The following is an 18560-nucleotide window of genomic DNA, read 5'->3' as shown; positions in this document are numbered from 1 at the left end:
TCTCTACGCAATTTAGCGACCACGAGAGCCTTTGGCACGTGCTGCCTGTATGTGCTTGCTACGATTTACAACTGCGGCGTCAGCGGCCTTCTGCGCCGCGTCGCCTTTGTATCCGGTCGCAATCATTCGACAATCCGTCTGATCATCGATGCCGCACTGGTTGTGATAGGCGTCCAGTTGCGCTTCAGTGCATGCCGGATCGCAGCCTGATTCAGGAAATGCCTTGCCTACCGCGTCCACGCCGAAGCCTTTGGCCTGGCCATAGGTAACGCTGACCAAGCGAGCCGAACTGTCGTCTTCAAAGGTAATTCGTTTCGACTGGGCGCCGCTATTGAGTGCGGCGTTGCTCTGATAGGTATGCATCAGCCCGTGGGTGCCGTGGTACTGATTGCAGCCTTCCACACAGATGCAAGGAGCCTTATCGCCGTTGTAGGGGCTCGTTCCTTTAATTGCCTTCGAGTCCTTGCCGCCGCGGCCCTTGTTGAAGAAAGAACCTGCTTCAACCAGGTGGTGGCCAGTTTGCCCTGGGCAGCAGCCTGCTTGCCCTACAGTAGGTTTGTAAGGTGTGAGCTGGCATCGCCTGGCGCTCAGGCATTTATCTGCACCTACTTTGTCGGCGTAAGCGTCTGCCGCAGTATTGGTATCTGGTTTGCCCTCGGGGGGGCAGGGGCTAGGAGCATCTGGTTTGTGGGGTGAAAAATCCTTGCAGGCATCCTTCTCTTTCTTGATGTCTTCCTTGCACGGCCCTTCTCCCTTGCTTACCGCCATCTGATCCAGATACGGCCAGGTCGGCGTATTGCCCGGCATCGACCCATGGTTATGGGTCGTCAGATCCATATGCCGCACCACGTTCTTGCCTTCGAACTTGACGTCCATCGACCAGGACGTGAAGTACACCTTGCCCTTGATCTTGCTGGTGATGATGCCTTTCTTCGGGGCGCGGCCGGGTTCGTCGCCGTAGCTGGTCTTGTAGTAGCTCTTGTTCTTGAGCATCACTTCCTTGCGGGTGATGCGGATGGTGCGCGTGCCCTTGGTGGTGTCCTTGGACAGCCCGGTGTTGGGGTACGGGATCGGAATGCCCAGGGGCATCGGCGGCGTCTGCGGTGGGGTGAAGCAGACGTCGGGAAAGGCGGCGATGGACTTGCCGCTGGCTGCCTTGCAGGAAATCTCCCGGTTGTTGGCATAGACCTCGTTGGCCATCAGGCTGCTCCTACCCGTTGATAACGCAGCAGCGCCACGGTGCGCTCGCCGGCGTCGTTGCCCAGTTGATAAACGATGTTCGAACCAAGGCTGTAGCCCTTGCGTGAGGCGGCCAGGGCCACCGCCAGCATGGCCGGGCCGATGGCGGCACCGCATTCGCCGATGCAGTCGGCGGGGTGCCAGATATCGAACTCCTCCTTGACCACCCGCAGCGTGCGGCTCAGTGCCAGGGCCGCTTCCTTGAAGTAGTACTGCTCGCCGGCGTTGTCGGTCAGGCGGTAGTCCATCTGTTCCATGCGACAGTTGCCATCCTTGAGCGCCGCCTGGGTGGCCTGCACCAGCCCGTCGGCGCGCAGCGGGATATCGTCGGCCTCCACGGTAGCTTTCTCGACGCCAAAGCCCAGTCCGAAGCAGATCAGCTGTTCGGCGTCCTGGCGCACTGGCGCGCCGACGACCACCGCCGCCGCGCCTTCGCCAGGAATGAAACCGTTGGAGTGGCGGCTGGTCAGCAGCCGCTGGCGCTGCTCGAAGGCGGACAGCGTGGCGGCGTTGAGAAACGAGTCGACTCCGGCGATCAGCACGTGCCGATGGCCGCCTTCGTGGATCAGCCGGCGCGCATTGAGCAGCGCCACGCCGGCGCTGACCCGGCCGCGCGGGATCAGCGTGGACGCACCATGAAACTGCACACCCAGCTCACGCTCGATATCGCGCAGCAGGCTGTTGTCCAAACCGTCGCAACGCCCTGGGCGATCCAGTTCAGCGACGCCGAGCAGCAGCGGCGTAGCGGCGCAATCCAGGCCAGGCAAAGCGGCGAGGCTTTCGGCGATGGCGCGGGCGGCCATCTTCACCAGCTTGGCTCGGCCGCGCCAGGGCTCCTCCAGTGGCACGCTGGCGGCGACCTGCCATTCACCGCCGCCGTCGATGAAGCGGGTTTCCTGAAAATTGTCGAGGGCGCAGCGGATCGCCGCGCAACTGGCCGGCGCGCTCAGGCCCACGGCGCTGAGCATACCGCTGGAGAGGATGCTGAGGGCGCTCATGACAGGTCATCCTCGGTCGAGCGGCTGTGGCTCAGCGCTGCCAGCGACGGGTAGTAATCCTTGCCCAGCTCGCGGGCGCGCCACCAGGCCCGGGACTTCTCGCCCACCAACACCTGGGCGATCTCGAACAGGCTGCGCTTTAGCGGCCGGCGGGTGCGCCAAGTGATTTCCACATGCCCGGCGTCGGTGTCGATCAGCAGGGTGTCGATGACCGCCTCCGCGGTTTCATGGCCGCCGGCGCTGAGGAAATAGGTCACCGGCATGCGCACGCTGGGCACCCGGAAGCCGGCGCGCTCGCTGGGCAGCAGGCCGAGCAGGAAAACCTCTTCGCCGCCCTTGAGGTAGTCGGTCTGCTGGTCGGCCGGGGCGGCCTGGAAATAGCGTTCGTCGAAATCCTTGGGCAAGAAGGGAAACTGTTCGTCCTGCCAGGCCTGATCGTAGGTGCCGGCGAAGCCGACGCGCGCCTGCCAGTGCTTGCCCAGCGGGCCCAGGGCCATGGGTTCGAAATCGCCATGGGGCGCATCCACGGGCTGGCCGAGTTTTTCGGTGCTGGGCATCGGCATGCCGACCACGGTGCCGCCGCTCAGGCTGCGCGGGTACCAGCCCTGGCCGGCCGGGTTGCGCAGGTTGCACAGCAGGTGCTCGGGGTTAGTCGGCGCCGTGTGGTGGCCGCCGAAGGCACTGGCGTAGGAAATATCCTGACGTACGAAGAGCTGTGGCACGCCGGCGCTGGTGCCCAGCGCGCCGGGTTGCCATTGCCGCGGGCCGTACACGCTGAATGCCTTGCTGACCCGGCCGACACGGATGCCCACGGTCAGCTGGCTGACCGGGCGGCCGCCTGGCGCGTGGGCGCTGCCGCTGACCAGCACGTCGCAGTACGGCTTGAAAGGGGCGAAGTCGAACTCGCGCAGGGGTGCGGACAGCGCCGGGTCACCGGTAAAGGTATCGCTCATCAGCAGCGGTTGCTGCTCATCGAGCAGGCGCGCCACGCTGCCGTCCACCGGCAGATCGAAGGTGCCCTTGACGATGACCACCAAGTATTCGCGGCCATCGGCGTCCAGGCCCTGGTTGTAGGCGGCGACCATTCGCGTGGCGTTGAGCAGTTCCATGGGCGGCTTCTTAGTTGATCTGCACCGAACCGCCCTTGATGCGGTTCACGCCGCTGGAGCGGCTGGACAGGTAGGCGCCCTTGATCAGCACCTTGCCCTCGCGGGTCAGGGTGATGCTGGCCTTGCCGCAGCGCAGCACGATCTCGCGTTCGGCGCTGAATTCCAGGCGCTCGCCGTCCATGTGCGCCACGGCCGCTGGCGTGGCGACCGGCGCCTGCGGTAGGCGCTGGATGCGGCCGATCACCAGTGGCTGAGACGGGTCACCGGCGACGAACATCAGCGCCACCTGAGCGCCGATGTCTTCACGGCTGAGCGTCGTGGTGGTGGTCGCGGCGATACCGGTTTCCGATGGGCAGCCGGGGAACGCCACTACCGGGCTGGACGCCTGGGGCACATCGAGCAGCACGCCGATGACCACGCCGTCGAGGCGAGTGACCGCTGGGGTGTGGAACTGGACTGTCATATAGGTTGCTCCATGGCCGTGGTCGCGGCTCAGTTCTGCAGGATCTTCTGGCCTTTCATCACGATGTTCTTGGCGGCCTTGACGTTGATCGCCCCAGAGCCGTCGATGCTGATGTTCTTGCCACGAATGACGATGGTGCCGTCCTTCTTCATGACGATGCTGGCGGCGCCAGTCTGCAGGGTGATCGAGTCACCGGCCTTGAGTACGAAGTTCTTGCCGACATGCAGATTGTCATCCTTGAGGACTCGGCTATTGCGCTCGCCGCGCACATAGTGCGACTCGTTACCGCCGGCCATGGTCGCCAGGTCCGCGCCGATCAGCACGTACTCGTTGGCGGTGATCAGCGCGGTGCGGTCGGCACCGATGGTGGTGCGCTCGCTGTTGCCAACGCTTTCGGTACGGTTGGCGCCGATGCTGATGGTTTCATTGCTGCCGACGCTTTCAGTGCGGTTGGCGCCGATGCTGATGGTCTCGTTGCTGCCGACGCTCTCGGTGCGGTTGGCGCCAATGCTGATGGTCTCGTTGCTGCCAACCTGCTCGGTGCGGTTCACGCCGATGGTGATGGACTCGTTGTTGCCGACCTTTTCGGTGCGGTCGACGCCGATGGTGATGGTCTCGTTGTTGTCCACCGTTTCGGTACGGTCGTGTTTGACGTGCACGGTCTCATCGTGATCGATGGTCTTGCTGCGGTCGTGGCCCACCCAGTGGGTTTCGTCGTTCTCGACCTCGATATCCTGATTCTTCTCGGCATGGATGAACAGCTGCTCTTCGCCCTTCTTGTCCTCCATGCGGATTTCATTGAAGTTGGCCGGCGTGCCGCCCTTGCTCGAGCGGCTCTTGGTGCCGCTCTGGGTGGCGTTGGCAGGCAGATCGTAGGGCACCGTCTGTTCGGCGTTGTAGACGCGGCCGGTGATGATTGGCCGGTCGGGATCGCCCTCGAGGAAGCCGACGATGACTTCCTGGCCGATGCGCGGGATCTGGATCGAGCCCCAGTTCTTGCCGGCCCAGTTCTGCGATACGCGGATCCAGCAGGAGCTGTTCTCGTTGGACTGGTCGTGGCGATCCCAGTAGAAATGTACCTTTACCCGGCCGTACTGATCGGTCCAGATTTCCTCGCCCTTGGGGCCGACCACCATGGCCGTCTGCGGGCCCTGCACGATCGGCTGAACGGTCAGCGGCAGCGGCCGAAATACCTGGCTGGCGTCGATGCAGGTGAGGCTGCTGTCGAACTGGAAGGCTTCACTGCCCCGGCCGCTTTCATACAGATCCTGGGTCACGGTGTATTCGCTGTCGACGATCAGGTATTCGCGGTTCTGGTCATCGCGCGGGTAGTCGGTGAGGCTGAACAGGTGGCCGCTGCCGAGCCCGCGGGCGTTGCCCTTCAGGCGAATCTGCTCGTGCTGAGCCTGAATCGCCTCGATGCGATTGCGCGCGTATTGCTCGCCATCCTTGCTCTGCACGTACTCGCCCGGGTAATCGTAGAGCGGATAGTCGGCGTTGCTGTGCTCGCGTGCGATGCTGGAGCGCACTTCCAGGCGCGCGCTGGGGCGCTGGAAGTCGTAGTCGTTGAGCGCCAGGGAGCCAGGTTGCACTTCGTGCGCCAGGTGCCAGTCATGAATGTGATCGCGCTCGCGCATCTGATCGTCGAGCGGGTAGAACGGCACGCTGGCGTAGCCGGGTGCCGTGCTGTGTGCACCGTAGGCATCGCAGAGCACCAGCACGTGGCGTTCCTGCTCGTGACGGAAGTAGTAATAGATCCCTTCCTGCTCCATCAGCCGGCTGACGAAGTCGAAGCTGGTCTCGCGGTACTGCACGCAGTAATCCCACTCGCGATAGGAGCGGGTGAGGGCGTCTTCGAAATCGGAGAAACCGAGGTCGCGCAATACCTGCTTGATGATCTCGGGCACTGTCTTGCTCTGGAAGATCCGGCAGTCGGACGTGCGCGACAGCAACCATAGCCAAGGCTTGAGCGTGACTTGGTAACTGGCGAACTGGCCACGATGGGCGGTCTGGCTGCAACGCGCGACGATGCCGTGGAAGTAGCGATCGCTGCCATCGGCCAGTTGCACGGCAATACCCATCGGTTTGCCGAGCAGGTTGTTGAGCTTGAGCGATGAGTTTTCCGACGCCAGGCTCAACTCGTACTGGAACAGGCGGCCGAGAGACTCGGTGCCGCTCAGACGTTCCATGACCAGCGCGTTCTCGCCGAGCGGGCTGTTGACCTTGGCCATGCGCGACTGTTGTGTGATTGCCATTTCCGTGACCCTGGGATGCCGTCCTGTGTCGAAGATAACCGGGAATGCCGTTACGTGCTGAGACGCCGTTGGGAATGCACGATCGAGCTGGCCGGTCTGTCTGTTTTTTCCACGCGGGTTGGTGTGGCGCTGCCTGTGACAGCGCTTGATCAGGCCAGCGAAGCGCAAAGGTGTCGCAAGCGATGCGGCATTGTCCAGTAATAGCGATGAGCAATGCCTGGCCGCTTGGCTTGCTAGCCACAGCGCCTGGCTCTAAGGTGCGGCTTTCGCCCACAGCCAGTAGCCGATGACCATGGATCGTTTTGCCCCCTTTGTGCAGCAGGCAACCCGGTTGCTGGCGCTCTGCGCGCCCTCGACCGACGACGGTGCCCATGATCTGTCGCACCTGCAGCGGGTCTGGGCCAATGTTCGCCTGTTGCAGCAGGAGGAAGGCGGCGACCTGGAGCTGCTGCTGGCGGCCGTGCTGTTGCACGACTGTGTGGCGGTAGAAAAGGATTCGCCGTTGCGTGCCAGCGCATCGCGCCTTTCTGCCGAGCGCGCCGCTGGAGTGCTTATCAGTCTGGGTTGGCGCGATGAGCGTATCGCGGCGGCCTGCCATGCCATCGAAGCGCACAGTTTCTCTGCGGCAATCACGCCGACCAGCCTGGAGGCGCGTATTCTGCAGGATGCTGATCGCCTCGACGCCATTGGCTTGATCGGCGTGGCGCGCTGTTTTCATGTGTCCGGGCGAATGGGCAGCGCCTTGTACGACGCCGACGATATCGACGCGCAGCATCGCCCGCTGGATGACCAGCGCTTCGCCCTCGACCATTTCCGCACCAAGCTGCTGGGCCTGGCCTCCGGTTTTCAGACCGCCGCAGGTGCGCGTCTGGCCGAGCAGCGGCACGCGCGGATGGTCACCTTCCTCGACGCATTTCGCGAGGAAATCCAACCGTCTTTGACCTTAATAGAGGAGTGAGCATGCACTACGACGTCATCGTCATCGGACTGGGCGCCATGGGCGCTGCCACCCTTTATCAACTGGCCAAGCGCGGTGTGCGCGTGGCCGGCGTGGATCGTCATGCGCCGCCCCACGATCAGGGTTCCAGCCATGGCGATACACGCATCACCCGCCAGGCCGTGGGCGAGGGGGCGTCCTATGTGCCGCTGGCGCTGAATTCCCAACGCATCTGGCGTGAGCTGGAAGCGCAGAGCGGCGAATCCCTGTTCGACGCCTGCGGCATGCTGATGCTCAGCAGCAGCCAGGCGCCGACTCGCGGCCATGGCACACCTGATTTCGGCGGTGAGACAGCAGCGCTGGCCAAGCGCTTCGATATCGAACACAGCCTGCTGGATGCCGCTGGGATACGCGCACGCTTTCCGCAATTCGGCGGTTTCAGCGAAGAGGCTACCGGCTATTACGAGCCGGGAGCCGGTTTCGTGCGCCCCGAACTGGCTATCGACGTGCAACTGAAGTTGGCCGAGCAACTGGGCGCGATCTTGCACAAGAACACGCCAGTCACTGCCATCGAGTCCGTCGGCCAGGGTGTTCGCGTGCAAACCAGCAACGGCACGCTGACCGCAGACAAGGCCATCGTCTGCGCCGGCATGTGGACGGGCAGCCTGCTCGGTGCGCCGGTCGAGGGCCTGCTCAAGGTGTGCCGTCAGCAGTTGTTCTGGTTCGAGCTCGATGAGCCTGAACGTTTCGCTACCGGCTCACCGGTTTATATCTTGCTGCACGGCGCGGCGGACACCGACAGTTGCTACGGCTTTCCGCCGCTGCCGGGCGAGAACGCCATCAAGATCGCCACCGAGCAGTACCTCGATGGCTGTGATCCCGATGCGCTGGATCGCAGCGTCAGCCAGACTGATATCGACGCCATGTATGACGCTCATGTGGCTGGTCGCCTGCTCGGTGTGTCGAAGCGGGTGCTCAAGTCCAAGGTCTGTACCTACACCATTACCCCGGACTTCAACTTCATCATCGACGCCCATCCGCAGCTGGCCAACGTGACCCTGGTGTCAGCCTGCTCCGGGCATGGCTTCAAGCATTCCGCCGGCATCGGCGAGGCGCTGGCCATGCATCACTGCAACGAGCCAGGCGCTGTCGACCTGTCACCCTTCTCGCTGACGCGCTTCAGGTAGTTACCTGCAAGTAAGCTCTCAGGAGCTACTGACGAATAGACGGCAGCAAGGCAGAAGCGGACATCGGGCGCTGCTGCTTTTGTGGGAGGGGCTTTAGCCGCGATTGTGCCTGTCTAGGCGTGAAGAACTCGCGGCTAAAGCGGATCGCCGCCCGGCCCCTCCCACGAGATCGCGACCGGCCGCTTCCGCCACTTTGTGGCCATCGCAGGCAATCTGTCGGCTAAAAATCATCGTCATTCAGCCAGCGATACATCACGTGGCAATCCACCAGGCCCAAGGTGCGGTGACGGTAGGCTTTCGGCAGGGTGCCGACGATGCTGAAACCGTGCTTCTGCCAGAGCACCACAGCGACTGTGTTAGTTGCCACCACGGAGTTGAACTGCATCGCCTGAAAGCCTAGTTCGCGACCGATCTGCAACGAATGCTGGCACAGCGCGCTGGCCACGCCCTTGCCGCGGGCGGCAGGGGCGGTCATGTAGCCGCAGTTGCACACGTGGTCACCGGGGCCGGCAGCGTTGGCTTTGATGTAGTAACTGCCAAGGATCTGCCCGTCTTCTTCGGCCACGAAGGTGGCGCGGGGCAGCTCGACCCAGAGCTTCCAGGCCGTTTCACGATCCATGGCCGGGTCATAGGCGTAGGTTTCCTGGGCCTGGGTGACGTCGCGGATGACGGGCCAGACCTGATCGAAGTCGGCGCTGGTAATAGGGCGAATATTCACGCGCTCTCCTGGGATATTCAGCGACTCACGCTTTGAACATGCGCGCATCGTAAGTGAAGTCGTAGATGTCGACGATGCTGATCTGGCTGATGGCCGGATGCAGCGGGTTGATCAGCAGATTGCGTTCCAGCGGCAGCACCGCAGACGGCACGATAAGCCCCAGGTGACTGACCGCGCGCAGCCAGACCGTGCCGAAGACCATGCTCGGGCGGTCGACCGGCAGGGCGTTCCAGCCTTTTGGCAGTTCGCTGGCAGCGGGCTCCCAGTAAAGCGCAGGGTCGTCAGGCAGCTCGAAGCAGGTAATTTTCATCGGCATCGCCGGTGGCCCCTCCGCATGCACGAAGGTTTCCAGGCAGCAGATGGCAGGAGAGAGTCCCATGTACACCGCTGCGACATCCTGCTCGTTCCAGCGCCCGCCTTCGATGGCGGCGCCGCGCCCGGAAAGATCCGTCGCCCGCTTGGCCTTGGCGACACGCCAGGCACGCATCAGGCGGCGCCACCCCAATCGAGGGCGTTGAGCACCCGGCGAACCTGCTTGGCACCGATTTCCGTTTCGCAGAGCATGATTGGCGCCTGCCCGCCAAGCGACTGATTGACACGCGACATCCAGTCTGCAGCCGCCTGGCGGCTCTCGAATACGTCTTCGGCCAACTGGCAGACCATGGCGATCCGATCCAGGCGCTCCGAGGCGACCGGGTCGAGCAGCTTGCGCTCGCGGCGGCGGCGTTCGAGGGTCGAGATCGAGGCGTTGAGGAGGATTTCCAGGCTGCGCTCGGGCAGGGTGAAGGTGGCCTTGACGGCCTGCACCAGGTCGGCGGCGAAGCCATCCCGGATCTGTTGCAGGCGCTCGGCTTCACTGAGCTTTTCACGGCCGGCGCTGAACGCCCAGAAGGCGGCGACCACGGGCGAGTGGTCGTCCTTGCCGTGCTTGGCCTGACGCATTGCGGTAACGGTCATGCTGCCTCCTTCATTTGATTAAAAATAAACGTCAAATGAAGGTTACTCCTTTCTGCTCTCGCTTGCACGCCTGGCTGCTGGACGGCAAAGAGCTACGATTTTGGCTTACGCGGGCCAGTTACAGCTGTTGTAAGCGTCCAGTACCGCCGGGTTTTCCTCGAAATTAAAGGTCTTGCCGGTGCGCAGGTTCTTGTACTGAAAGTCGAACACCACGGCGCCCTGATGGTGAAAGGTGTAGCGCCCGCCGATGCGCTCCTCGTCGGTCAGCACTTCCAGCCAGGTGCTGAGGTATTCCCACGGGCGACCCTCCACCTCATCGACGACTTCGCTGCTTTTGAACACGATCGGCAAGCTGTCGGCTTGGCCGGCATACAGCACCGAGCCTGCACGGCTCCAGTCGCCCTGTTCCGTGGTGAAAAGTGTCAGGTTGAGGCGGATCGGTTTGCCACCGCCCGTCGATTGCAGGCAGCGCACATCGTCTGCCCAGGCTGGCGCGCAGGCGGTAGCCAGCAGCGCAAATGCCAGCAGGCGCCTCACCTGTCGTAATCTTCAGCGATATGCTGATCCTTGAGCTTCACGTAGTTGCCGGCGGTGTAGCTGAAGAAATTGCGCTCCTTGTCGGTCAGTGGCCGCGCCTGTTTCACCGGGCTGCCGACGTACAGGTAACCGCTTTCCAGCACCTTGCCCGGCGGCACCAGGCTACCGGCGCCGATGATCACGTCGTCCTCGACCACCGCGCCGTCCATCACCGTGCTGCCCATGCCGACCAGGATGCGACTGCCCAGGGTGCAGCCGTGCAGCATCACCTTATGGCCGATGGTCACCTCGTCGCCGATGATCAGCGGGAAACCCTCCGGGTTGAACGGGCCGGCGTGGGTGATATGCAGCACGCTGCCGTCCTGCACGCTGGTGCGCTTGCCGATACGGATGCGGTGCATGTCGCCGCGGATCACGGTCAGCGGCCACACGGAGCTGTCTTCACCGATTTCCACATCGCCGATGACCACCGCCGAGGCGTCGACGAATGCGCGCTCGCCAAGCTGCGGGGTGATGGATTGGTAAGTACGAATCGCCACGATAGAACCTCTTAAGCTGCGTCAGGGGTTGATTGTAATTAAGATGGACGCCATATCAGTTGTCAGTCTTCTAAATTCATTCCACCACAGGTACCCGACGTGAGTGTGAACAATCCCCTGCTGCAAGATTTCGACCTGCCGCCGTATTCGACCATCCTGCCCGAGCACGTAGAGCCGGCAGTCGATGCCATCCTCGCCGAAAGCCGTACGGCGGTGGCCGAACTGCTGGCCAGCCAGGGCAATGCGCCGCGCTGGGAATCGCTGATCGATCCGCTCGACGAGCAGGGTTCGAAGCTGGGCCGCGCTTGGAGCCCGGTCAGCCACCTCAATGCCGTGCGTAACAACCCCGAGCTGCGCGCCGCCTACGAGGCCTGCCTGCCCAAACTCTCCGAGTACTGGACGGAAATGGGCCAGAACCGCGCCCTGTTCCAGGCTTACGAGGCTCTCGCTGCCAGCCCTGAAGCGGCCGGTTTCGACGTGGCGCAGAAGACCATTCTTGAACACGCTCTGCGTGATTTCCGCCTGTCCGGTATCGACCTGCCAGCCGAGCAGCAGAAGCGTTACGGCGAGATCCAGATGAAGCTTTCGGAGCTGGGCAGCCGTTTCTCGAACCAGTTGCTGGATGCTACCCAGGCCTGGACCAAGCATGTCGAGGACGAAAGCCTGCTGGCAGGCATCACCGATTCCGCCAAGGCGCAAATGAAACAGGCTGCCGAGGCCAAAGGGCTGGAAGGCTGGCTGATCACCCTGGAGTTCCCCAGCTATTACGCGGTGATGACCTACGCCGACAACCGCGCCCTGCGCGAAGAGCTGTACGCCGCCTACTGCACCCGTGCCTCGGATCAGGGGCCGAATGCCGGGCAGAACGACAACGGCCCGGTGATGGCCGAGATTCTCGACCTGCGCCAGGAACTGGCACGCTTGCTCGGCTTCGCCAACTACTCCGAGCTGAGCCTGGCCAGCAAGATGGCCGAGTCCACCGAGCAGGTGCTGAGCTTTTTGCGTGACCTAGCGGTACGCAGCAAACCGTTCGCCGAGCAGGATCTGGCCGAACTCAAGGCCTATGCCGCCGAGCATGGCTGCAACGATCTGCAGAGCTGGGACGTGGGCTACTACAGCGAAAAACTGCGTGAGCAGCGCTACAGCATTTCCCAGGAAATCCTGCGCGCCTATTTCCCCATCGACAAAGTGCTCGGCGGTCTGTTCGCCATCGTCGAGAAGCTCTACGGCATCCAGATCAAGGAGCTTTCCGGCTTCGATACCTGGCACCCGGACGTACGTTTGTTCGAGATTTCCGAAAACGGTCAGCACGTCGGTCGCTTCTTTTTCGACCTGTACGCCCGTGCCAACAAGCGCGGTGGTGCCTGGATGGACGGTGCCCGCGACAAGCGTCGTGCTGCCGGCGGCGAGCTTGTCAGCCCGGTGGCCAACCTGGTGTGCAACTTCACCCCTGCGTCGACCGGCAAGCCGGCCCTGCTGACCCACGATGAAGTCACCACCCTGTTCCACGAATTCGGCCATGGTCTGCATCACCTGCTGACCCGCGTCGAGCATGTCGGGGTTTCCGGCATCAACGGCGTGGCCTGGGACGCCGTCGAGCTGCCGAGCCAGTTCATGGAGAACTGGTGCTGGGAGCCCGAAGGCCTGGCGCTGATCTCCGGGCACTACGAAACCGGTGAGCCGCTGCCGCAGGATCTGCTCGACAAGATGCTCGCTGCCAAGAACTTCCAGTCCGGCCTGATGATGGTGCGCCAGCTGGAGTTCTCGCTGTTCGACTTCGAACTGCATGCCATCCATGGCGACGGCCGCAGCGTGTTGGAAGTGCTCGAAGGCATTCGTGACGAGGTTTCGGTGATGCGTCCGCCGGCCTACAACCGTTTCCCCAATAGCTTCGCGCACATCTTCGCAGGGGGTTATGCCGCCGGTTACTACAGCTACAAGTGGGCCGAAGTGCTGTCCGCCGATGCCTTCTCGAAGTTCGAAGAAGAGGGCGTGCTCAACCCGCAGACCGGGCGCGCCTTCCGCGAAGCAATCCTGGCCCGCGGCGGCTCCCAGGCGCCAATGGTGCTGTTCGTCGATTTCCGTGGCCGCGAGCCAAGCATCGACGCGCTGCTGCGTCACCTGGGTCTGAGTGCGGAGGCGGCATGAGCGACGAGCCGGTGATAACGCCCAAGCGCTTCATCGCCGGTGCCGTGTGCCCGGCGTGCAGCGAAATGGACAGCATCAAGATGTGGAACGTCGATGGCGTACCGCACCGCGAGTGCGTGCAGTGTGGATATGCCGACACCCTGGACGAGCGCGGCAACTCGGTGGCCAAGGAGCTGCCGACCCGCGTCAACGTCAGCGCCCTGACACCTAAGAAACCGGCCGACCCCAAGGTCAAGGCCGTGCAGTTCTTTCCCAATCCGAAGTTGAAGAAACACGACGACTGATACCGCCGCGCAATGCAAAACGCCGCTCCAATTGGAGCGGCGTTTTTGTTTGCTGTGCGCGTGATCAGGTACGCAGGATCTCGTTGATCGCGCTCTGTTTCGGGCGCATTGCGCTGTACACCTGCCAGAGGATGAACACCAAGGCGATGGCCAGGAAAGAGCCGGAGATGGGGTTGGTGAAGAAGTCCATGAAGTTGCCGTCCGACAACATCAGGCCACGTCGCAGGTTGGTCTCGGCCATCGGCCCGAGGATGAAGCCGATGATGAATGGCGCCGCCGGCATACCGGCTTTGACGAAGCCATAGCCGAGCACACCGAACAGCAGAATCGACCAGACGTCGAACAGGCGGCTGGACAGACCGAAGGCACCCACTACGCAGAGCACCAGGATGATCGGCAGGAGAATGTGCTTGGGCACGTCAAGCAGCTTGATGAACAGACGCAGGCCGTAGAACTCCATGAACAGCATCATGAAGGTGGCGACGATCAGCGCGGCGAAGATGGTGTACACCAGCGGGCCCTGGCTGATGAACAGCAGCGGGCCGGGCTGGATGCCGTGGATCAGGAAGCCGCCGAGCATGATCGCGGTGACGGTGTCGCCCGGAATGCCCAGGGTCATCAGCGGCATCATTGCGCCACCGATACCGGCGTTGTTGGCCGTTTCACTGGCGACCACGCCGCCGATGTTGCCCTTGCCGTAGGTGTGGCCGTCTTTGGCGCGTTTCTTGGCGATGATGTAGGCCACCAGGTTCGAGGTGCCTGCGCCGATACCCGGCAGAATGCCGATACCCAGGCCGATCAGGCCAGAGCGGCCAGCGTTCGGCAGCTGTTCGCGGAACTCCTTGAACGAGAAGCCGAAGCCCTTGATGTTTTTCATGCTGACCGACTTGGCCTTGCCTTGCACCGCATGGCGGCCGGTTTCGGCGAGCTTGATGATTTCGGCTACCGCGAACATGCCGATCATCACCGTGAGCATGGAGAAACCGCCATTCAGCTCGCTGACGCCGAAGGTGAAACGACGAATCGCTTCTACCGGCGCGATGCCCACTGTCGACACGGCAAAACCCAGTGCACCGGCGAACAGCCCTTTGACCATGGAGCCAGCGGACAGCGTGGCGATCAGGGTCAGGGAGAAGATGGCGATGGCGAAATATTCATGCGGGCCGAAGCTCAGGGCGACCTTGGCCAATTGCGGGGCGATGAACATCAGCGCGGCGATGCTGAACAGCGTACCCAGAAAGGAGAACACGATGCCGATGCCCAGCGCCTTGGCGCCATGGCCCTGCTCCATCAACGGGCCACCGTCGAACACCGTGGCGATCGATGAGGGTGTTCCGGGAATTTTCAGCAAAATCGCTGAGATCAACCCCCCCGAGGTGGCACCGATGAACAGTGCGACCAGCAGAGACAGGCCAGCTTGCGGGCCCATGGTAAAGGTCAGTGGAAGGCAAAGCGCTACGGCCATGGTGGCGGATAGGCCCGGCACCGCGCCGAAGACGATACCGACGGCCACGCCGATGGCCATCAGCAGCAATATGTTGATCGAGAAAACGGCACCGAAGCCTTGCTGCAGTAAGTCGAGCATGGTCGATCCTCAGATGAAATTGTTCAGCAGGCCAGCGGGCAACATCAGGTCGAAGGCCTCGCGGAACAGCAGGAAGATGACGGCTGAGCTGATCACCGAGATCAGGAGATAGCTCAGGTGCTTGGCTTTCTGGGTGACCGGTGTCAGGACGAGGAACTGCAGGTACAGATACACCACGGTCATGATCGGGAAGCCCACCGGGCCCAACAACGCCATGTAGCCGAGGATCAGGGCGAGGGTCAGGATCACGGTGCGGGGTTCGATGACGTCCGGTGCCGCTTCTTCAGCGGGCATGTCGGGCAGGTCTCCGGTGCTCGGCGCTGCCGCTTCGGCGGCAGCCGGCTTGCGGGCGAAGGCACTGAGTATCTGCATCGCACCCAGCAGTATCAGCAAGCCCGACAGCAACGCCGGAACAGTGCCCGCGTCTACGCCGTCGTGGCCAGGGAGTTGGTAGGCCATCACCAGGTAGGCGAGGCTGGAGCCGATCATGGCGAGGCCGATGATCAGCTCTTTTTTATTCGGGGTGGTACGCATTTGAAACCTCGAAGAACGAAAGCACAGCGCCGGCTCTCATCCGGCCGGCGCTGTGTCAGGACTCACTTGCCTTGGCGCAGAGCATCCTTGAACTGCATGAAATCTTCGCGGGTCTTGGCCAGGATTGCTTTCGAGTCTTCAGTATTGAAGTAGGCAACCGGTTGCTTGAATTTCTTCAGATCCTCGGCGTAGGCGGGCTTCTCGGTGATCTGCTTCATGATATCGGCCATTTTCTTGACGATGGCCGGGTCGGTGCCTTTCGGGAAGGCGACGATGTACGGCTTGTCCAGGGTGATGTCCAGGCCCTGTTCCTTGAGGGTCGGCACGTCCGGGATCAGCGGGTTACGCTCGGCGTTGGGCTGGCCCAGGGCGACCATCTGGCCTCCGCTGACGTAGTCCTGTACGGCGCCGTAGCTCATCGCGCCGAGATCCAGACGACCACCGAGCATGCCGACCACGCGGTCGGATACGGTGCCGCCATCAACCATTTTCAGTTTCGCGCCGCTGAGTTTTTCCAGCTGCAGGCCTTGAACGTGGGAGAAGTTACCCATCTCGGTGCCATAGGTGAGGCTGCCCGGGTTGGCTTTGGACTTCTCGATCAGGTCTTTCATGCTGGTTACGCCGGACTGCTTGGAGGCGACGAATACCGCGCTCTTGTCGACGCCAGCGATGCAGGAAATATCGAAGGTTTCATAGCTGTCTTCAGTCAGACCACCGACTTCGTTGACGATCATCTGGCCCGGGTGGGTGAAGAGGATGGTGTTGCCATCCGCCGCAGCGCCCTTCACCTGTTCGGCGGCCAGGGTGCCACCACCACCGGCGACGTTGGTCACGACCATGGTCTTGCCGGTGATCTCGTTGAAGTACTTGGCCATCATGCGGGCGTTGAAGTCAGTGTCGCCGCCGGGGTTGGCAATCACGACGACCTGAACCGGCCGAGTCGGCCATTTGACGTCATCAGCGAGAGCGACGGAGTGGGCGCTGATGGCACCCATGCCGACCATGGCAGAGAGGAGGGAGGCGCGGAATATTTTTTTCATTGGAGGCTCCGTGGGGTGTAGAAGTCGCTCGGCTTAACCGAGGCAACCGAGTCTTGTAAGTTTTATGAAGGGTGCTGCAGCTCGGCAACCCTGCGTGCGCGGCGCATGGCCAGCAAGGTTGCCGAGTGGATAATCAAGAATAGACGCGCAGGCAGGCGCATGACCCTCTGGCCAGCAGGTGATGCTGGGCGTCAGGAGGCTCAGAGGCATAAAGCGAGCGAACAGGTGGCGGAGCGCGCCAGGCTAGCGGTGCCGAAGCCCGAAAAGCGGGGCAGAGCGTGCTGAACGCGTTGCATGGGTAAGGTCTTGGGCATGACCTGAACCTCGGTATTGTTATTGGAATGTCATATGTTGTCGTATGACTTGGCAAATTAGTACCAAGACGGCAGAGCGCTGTCAACGAAACCCTGAGCGGGGGTGGCCCGATGACATCGGCCGATAAAGGCAGGCGCAGGCGCTTTAGCTCAATACTTTCAAGGATGTTCGAACGGATTTCCATGTCGTTGTACGATAACGTATGACAAAAGTTTTCCCATAACCGTTATGCTCGAGGCTGGCTTGGCCTGTGCGCAGGCAGGTTCAGCACAAGAATAAGCACAATAAGACCAAGGCTTTCTCATGAGCATTATCTCCTCCATCTGCTGTTGCTACCTGCTTTGAAGCTGACCTCAACGCTGGTTTCCAGTGTCACGGTTCCCTGCAAGGATTTGCCATGACTGCCAGTAAACCCGGACGGGTGCGCTTCAGCATCGTGGCGATGCTGTTTCTTGTCACTGCGGTAACCTTCGCTGACCGCTCAAGCATGTCGATTGCCGGCGCGGCGTTGCAGGCCGATCTGGGCATCGATGCGGTGACCCTCGGCTACATTTTCTCGGCGTTCGGCTGGGCCTATGTGGTGGCGCAGATTCCCGGTGGCTGGCTGTTTGACCGCTTTGACGTCAAGCGTGTATACGCCATCGCCTTGTTCAGCTGGTCGGTGCTGACCTTCGTGCAAGGTTTCGTGGGCTTTCTCCCGGTTGCGTGGACGGTGGCGTCGCTGTTTCTCCTTCGCGTGGCGGTCGGCCTCGCTGCGGCGCCCTGTTTCCCCGGCAATGCGCGAATCATCGCGGCCTGGTTCCCGACCACCGAACGAGCGACTGCTACCGCCGTTTCAGGTTCGGCGCAGTATTGCTCTACGGCGCTGTTCGCCCCGCTGATGGGGTGGGTGGTGCAGACCCTTGGCTGGCAACAGGTATTCATCGTCCTCGGCTGCTTCGGTTTTCTGCTCACGTTCCTGTGGGGGCGGGCGATCCACAGCCCACGCCTGCATCCGCGCATCGGCGCGGCAGAGTTCGCCCATATCGAGAGTGGTGGAGGGTTGATCGACCTGGCACCGCCAGCGGGAGCTGGCAAGCGCCAGCAGCGTGGCTACCTGTGGCAATTGCTCGGCCAGCGCACACTGCTTGGGGTCTACGCTGGTCAATATCTGAGCAACGCTACCACCTACTTCCTGCTCACCTGGTTTCCGGTTTATCTGGTGCAAGAGCGTGGCATGACACTGATCGGCGCTGGCTTCGCCGCGGCGTTGCCGGCCATCAGCGGCTTCGTCGGCAGCCTGAGCGGCGGTATGCTCTCGGACAGACTGGTGCGTCGCGGGCACTCCCTCACCCTGGCACGCAAGCTGCCGATCGTCACAGGCATGGCGTTGTCGTCTTGCATCGGTCTATGCGTTTTCGCCGACAGCGACGTTGCGGTTCTGGCGCTGATGGCACTGGCCTTCTTCGGCAAGGGGTTCGGCACGTTGGGCTGGACGCTGGTGGCCGATACGTCGCCGCGGCAGATCGTCGGCCTGTCGGGCGGGCTGTTCAACACCTTTGGCAACCTGGCAGCGATCACCACACCGATCGTGGTCGGGTACCTGGTCAATCGCACCGGTTCGTTCGATCTCGGCCTGGCTTACGTTGCCGCCAACTCGCTGCTGGCGGCGCTCTGCTATCTGTTCGTGGTCGGCCGTATCCAGCGTATCGAATTGAAAGATTAAAGCAGCCGAT

At 62.3% G+C, this 18560-nt stretch carries 18 protein-coding genes; 5 read left to right on the top strand and 13 right to left on the bottom strand.

Going from position 1 to position 18560, the window contains the following annotated elements:
* Positions 1-12 precede the first annotated feature (12 nt).
* From ACZ0AI_RS16980 to ACZ0AI_RS16960, 5 genes are read right to left on the bottom strand one after another with little or no spacing between them, the layout of a single operon-like run.
* Positions 13-1200: a PAAR-like domain-containing protein gene (locus ACZ0AI_RS16980; RefSeq protein ID WP_463562880.1), complete on the bottom strand. Its 1188-nt coding sequence runs from the start codon at positions 1198-1200 to the stop codon at positions 13-15.
* Positions 1200-2237 (bottom strand): hypothetical protein, encoded by a 1038-nt coding sequence (locus tag ACZ0AI_RS16975; protein ID WP_463562879.1) that lies wholly within the window; start codon positions 2235-2237, stop codon positions 1200-1202. The genes ACZ0AI_RS16980 and ACZ0AI_RS16975 overlap by 1 nt, the downstream gene beginning before the upstream one ends.
* Positions 2234-3346, bottom strand: coding sequence for a DUF2169 family type VI secretion system accessory protein (locus ACZ0AI_RS16970; RefSeq protein WP_463562878.1), 1113 nt, complete (start codon positions 3344-3346; stop codon positions 2234-2236). Before ACZ0AI_RS16970 ends, ACZ0AI_RS16975 begins: the two co-directional genes overlap by 4 nt.
* 10 nt (positions 3347-3356) lie before the next feature.
* Positions 3357-3809 carry a DUF6484 domain-containing protein gene (locus tag ACZ0AI_RS16965; protein WP_463562877.1) on the bottom strand — a complete coding sequence of 151 codons (453 nt, stop codon included), beginning with the start codon at positions 3807-3809 and terminating at the stop codon, positions 3357-3359.
* A 29-nt stretch (positions 3810-3838) separates the two neighbouring features.
* Entirely contained in the window at positions 3839-6064 is a 2226-nt protein-coding gene (locus ACZ0AI_RS16960; protein WP_225837080.1) for a type VI secretion system Vgr family protein, read from the bottom strand.
* A gap of 286 nt (positions 6065-6350) precedes the next feature.
* On the opposite strand from ACZ0AI_RS16960, the gene ACZ0AI_RS16955 reads away from it, so the two are divergent.
* Positions 6351-7022: an HD domain-containing protein gene (locus ACZ0AI_RS16955; protein ID WP_463562875.1), complete on the top strand. Its 672-nt coding sequence runs from the start codon at positions 6351-6353 to the stop codon at positions 7020-7022.
* Positions 7019-8188, top strand: coding sequence for an N-methyl-L-tryptophan oxidase (gene solA / locus ACZ0AI_RS16950; RefSeq protein ID WP_463562874.1), 1170 nt, complete (start codon positions 7019-7021; stop codon positions 8186-8188). The genes ACZ0AI_RS16955 and solA overlap by 4 nt, the downstream gene beginning before the upstream one ends.
* A 220-nt stretch (positions 8189-8408) precedes the next feature.
* Here solA and ACZ0AI_RS16945 read toward each other — a convergent pair whose 3' ends face one another.
* The 5 genes from ACZ0AI_RS16945 to ACZ0AI_RS16925 all read right to left on the bottom strand — a co-directional run bounded on the left by ACZ0AI_RS16945 (position 8409) and on the right by ACZ0AI_RS16925 (position 10939).
* Positions 8409-8906, bottom strand: coding sequence for a GNAT family N-acetyltransferase (locus ACZ0AI_RS16945; protein WP_463562873.1), 498 nt, complete (start codon positions 8904-8906; stop codon positions 8409-8411).
* Positions 8907-8931: 25 nt separating this feature from the next.
* On the bottom strand, positions 8932-9393 hold the full coding sequence (locus ACZ0AI_RS16940) for an RES family NAD+ phosphorylase (protein WP_463562872.1): 462 nt from the start codon (positions 9391-9393) through the stop codon (positions 8932-8934).
* Positions 9393-9863, bottom strand: a complete 471-nt coding sequence (gene parS, locus ACZ0AI_RS16935) for a type II RES/Xre toxin-antitoxin system antitoxin (protein WP_463562871.1) — start codon at positions 9861-9863, stop codon at positions 9393-9395. Before parS ends, ACZ0AI_RS16940 begins: the two co-directional genes overlap by 1 nt.
* A 105-nt stretch (positions 9864-9968) precedes the next feature.
* Positions 9969-10400 (bottom strand): hypothetical protein, encoded by a 432-nt coding sequence (locus ACZ0AI_RS16930; protein ID WP_463562870.1) that lies wholly within the window; start codon positions 10398-10400, stop codon positions 9969-9971.
* Entirely contained in the window at positions 10397-10939 is a 543-nt protein-coding gene (locus ACZ0AI_RS16925) for a gamma carbonic anhydrase family protein (protein WP_463562869.1), read from the bottom strand. The genes ACZ0AI_RS16930 and ACZ0AI_RS16925 overlap by 4 nt, the downstream gene beginning before the upstream one ends.
* A gap of 99 nt (positions 10940-11038) precedes the next feature.
* Here ACZ0AI_RS16925 and prlC point away from each other — a divergent pair, with 99 nt between their 5' ends.
* Entirely contained in the window at positions 11039-13087 is a 2049-nt protein-coding gene (prlC, locus tag ACZ0AI_RS16920) for an oligopeptidase A (protein WP_463562868.1), read from the top strand.
* Entirely contained in the window at positions 13084-13371 is a 288-nt protein-coding gene (locus ACZ0AI_RS16915; RefSeq protein WP_463562867.1) for a YheV family putative zinc ribbon protein, read from the top strand. Before prlC ends, ACZ0AI_RS16915 begins: the two co-directional genes overlap by 4 nt.
* Before the next feature lie 64 nt (positions 13372-13435).
* Here ACZ0AI_RS16915 and ACZ0AI_RS16910 read toward each other — a convergent pair whose 3' ends face one another.
* From ACZ0AI_RS16910 to ACZ0AI_RS16900, 3 genes are all read right to left on the bottom strand, one after another.
* A complete protein-coding gene (locus ACZ0AI_RS16910; RefSeq protein WP_463562866.1) occupies positions 13436-14956 on the bottom strand; it encodes a tripartite tricarboxylate transporter permease in 1521 nt (506 codons plus the stop codon).
* Between the two features lie 9 nt (positions 14957-14965).
* Complete coding sequence (locus ACZ0AI_RS16905; RefSeq protein WP_463562865.1) at positions 14966-15490, bottom strand: tripartite tricarboxylate transporter TctB family protein; 525 nt, start codon at positions 15488-15490, stop codon at positions 14966-14968.
* A 62-nt stretch (positions 15491-15552) separates the two neighbouring features.
* Positions 15553-16530 (bottom strand): tripartite tricarboxylate transporter substrate binding protein, encoded by a 978-nt coding sequence (locus tag ACZ0AI_RS16900; protein ID WP_463562864.1) that lies wholly within the window; start codon positions 16528-16530, stop codon positions 15553-15555.
* 712 nt (positions 16531-17242) lie between these two features.
* On the opposite strand from ACZ0AI_RS16900, the gene ACZ0AI_RS16895 reads away from it, so the two are divergent.
* Complete coding sequence (locus tag ACZ0AI_RS16895) at positions 17243-18550, top strand: MFS transporter (protein ID WP_463562863.1); 1308 nt, start codon at positions 17243-17245, stop codon at positions 18548-18550.
* Positions 18551-18560: the final 10 nt, after the last annotated feature.

Source organism: Pseudomonas sp. AC355 (assembly GCF_979258205.1).
This window is presented reverse-complemented; position numbering and strand designations above follow the sequence as displayed.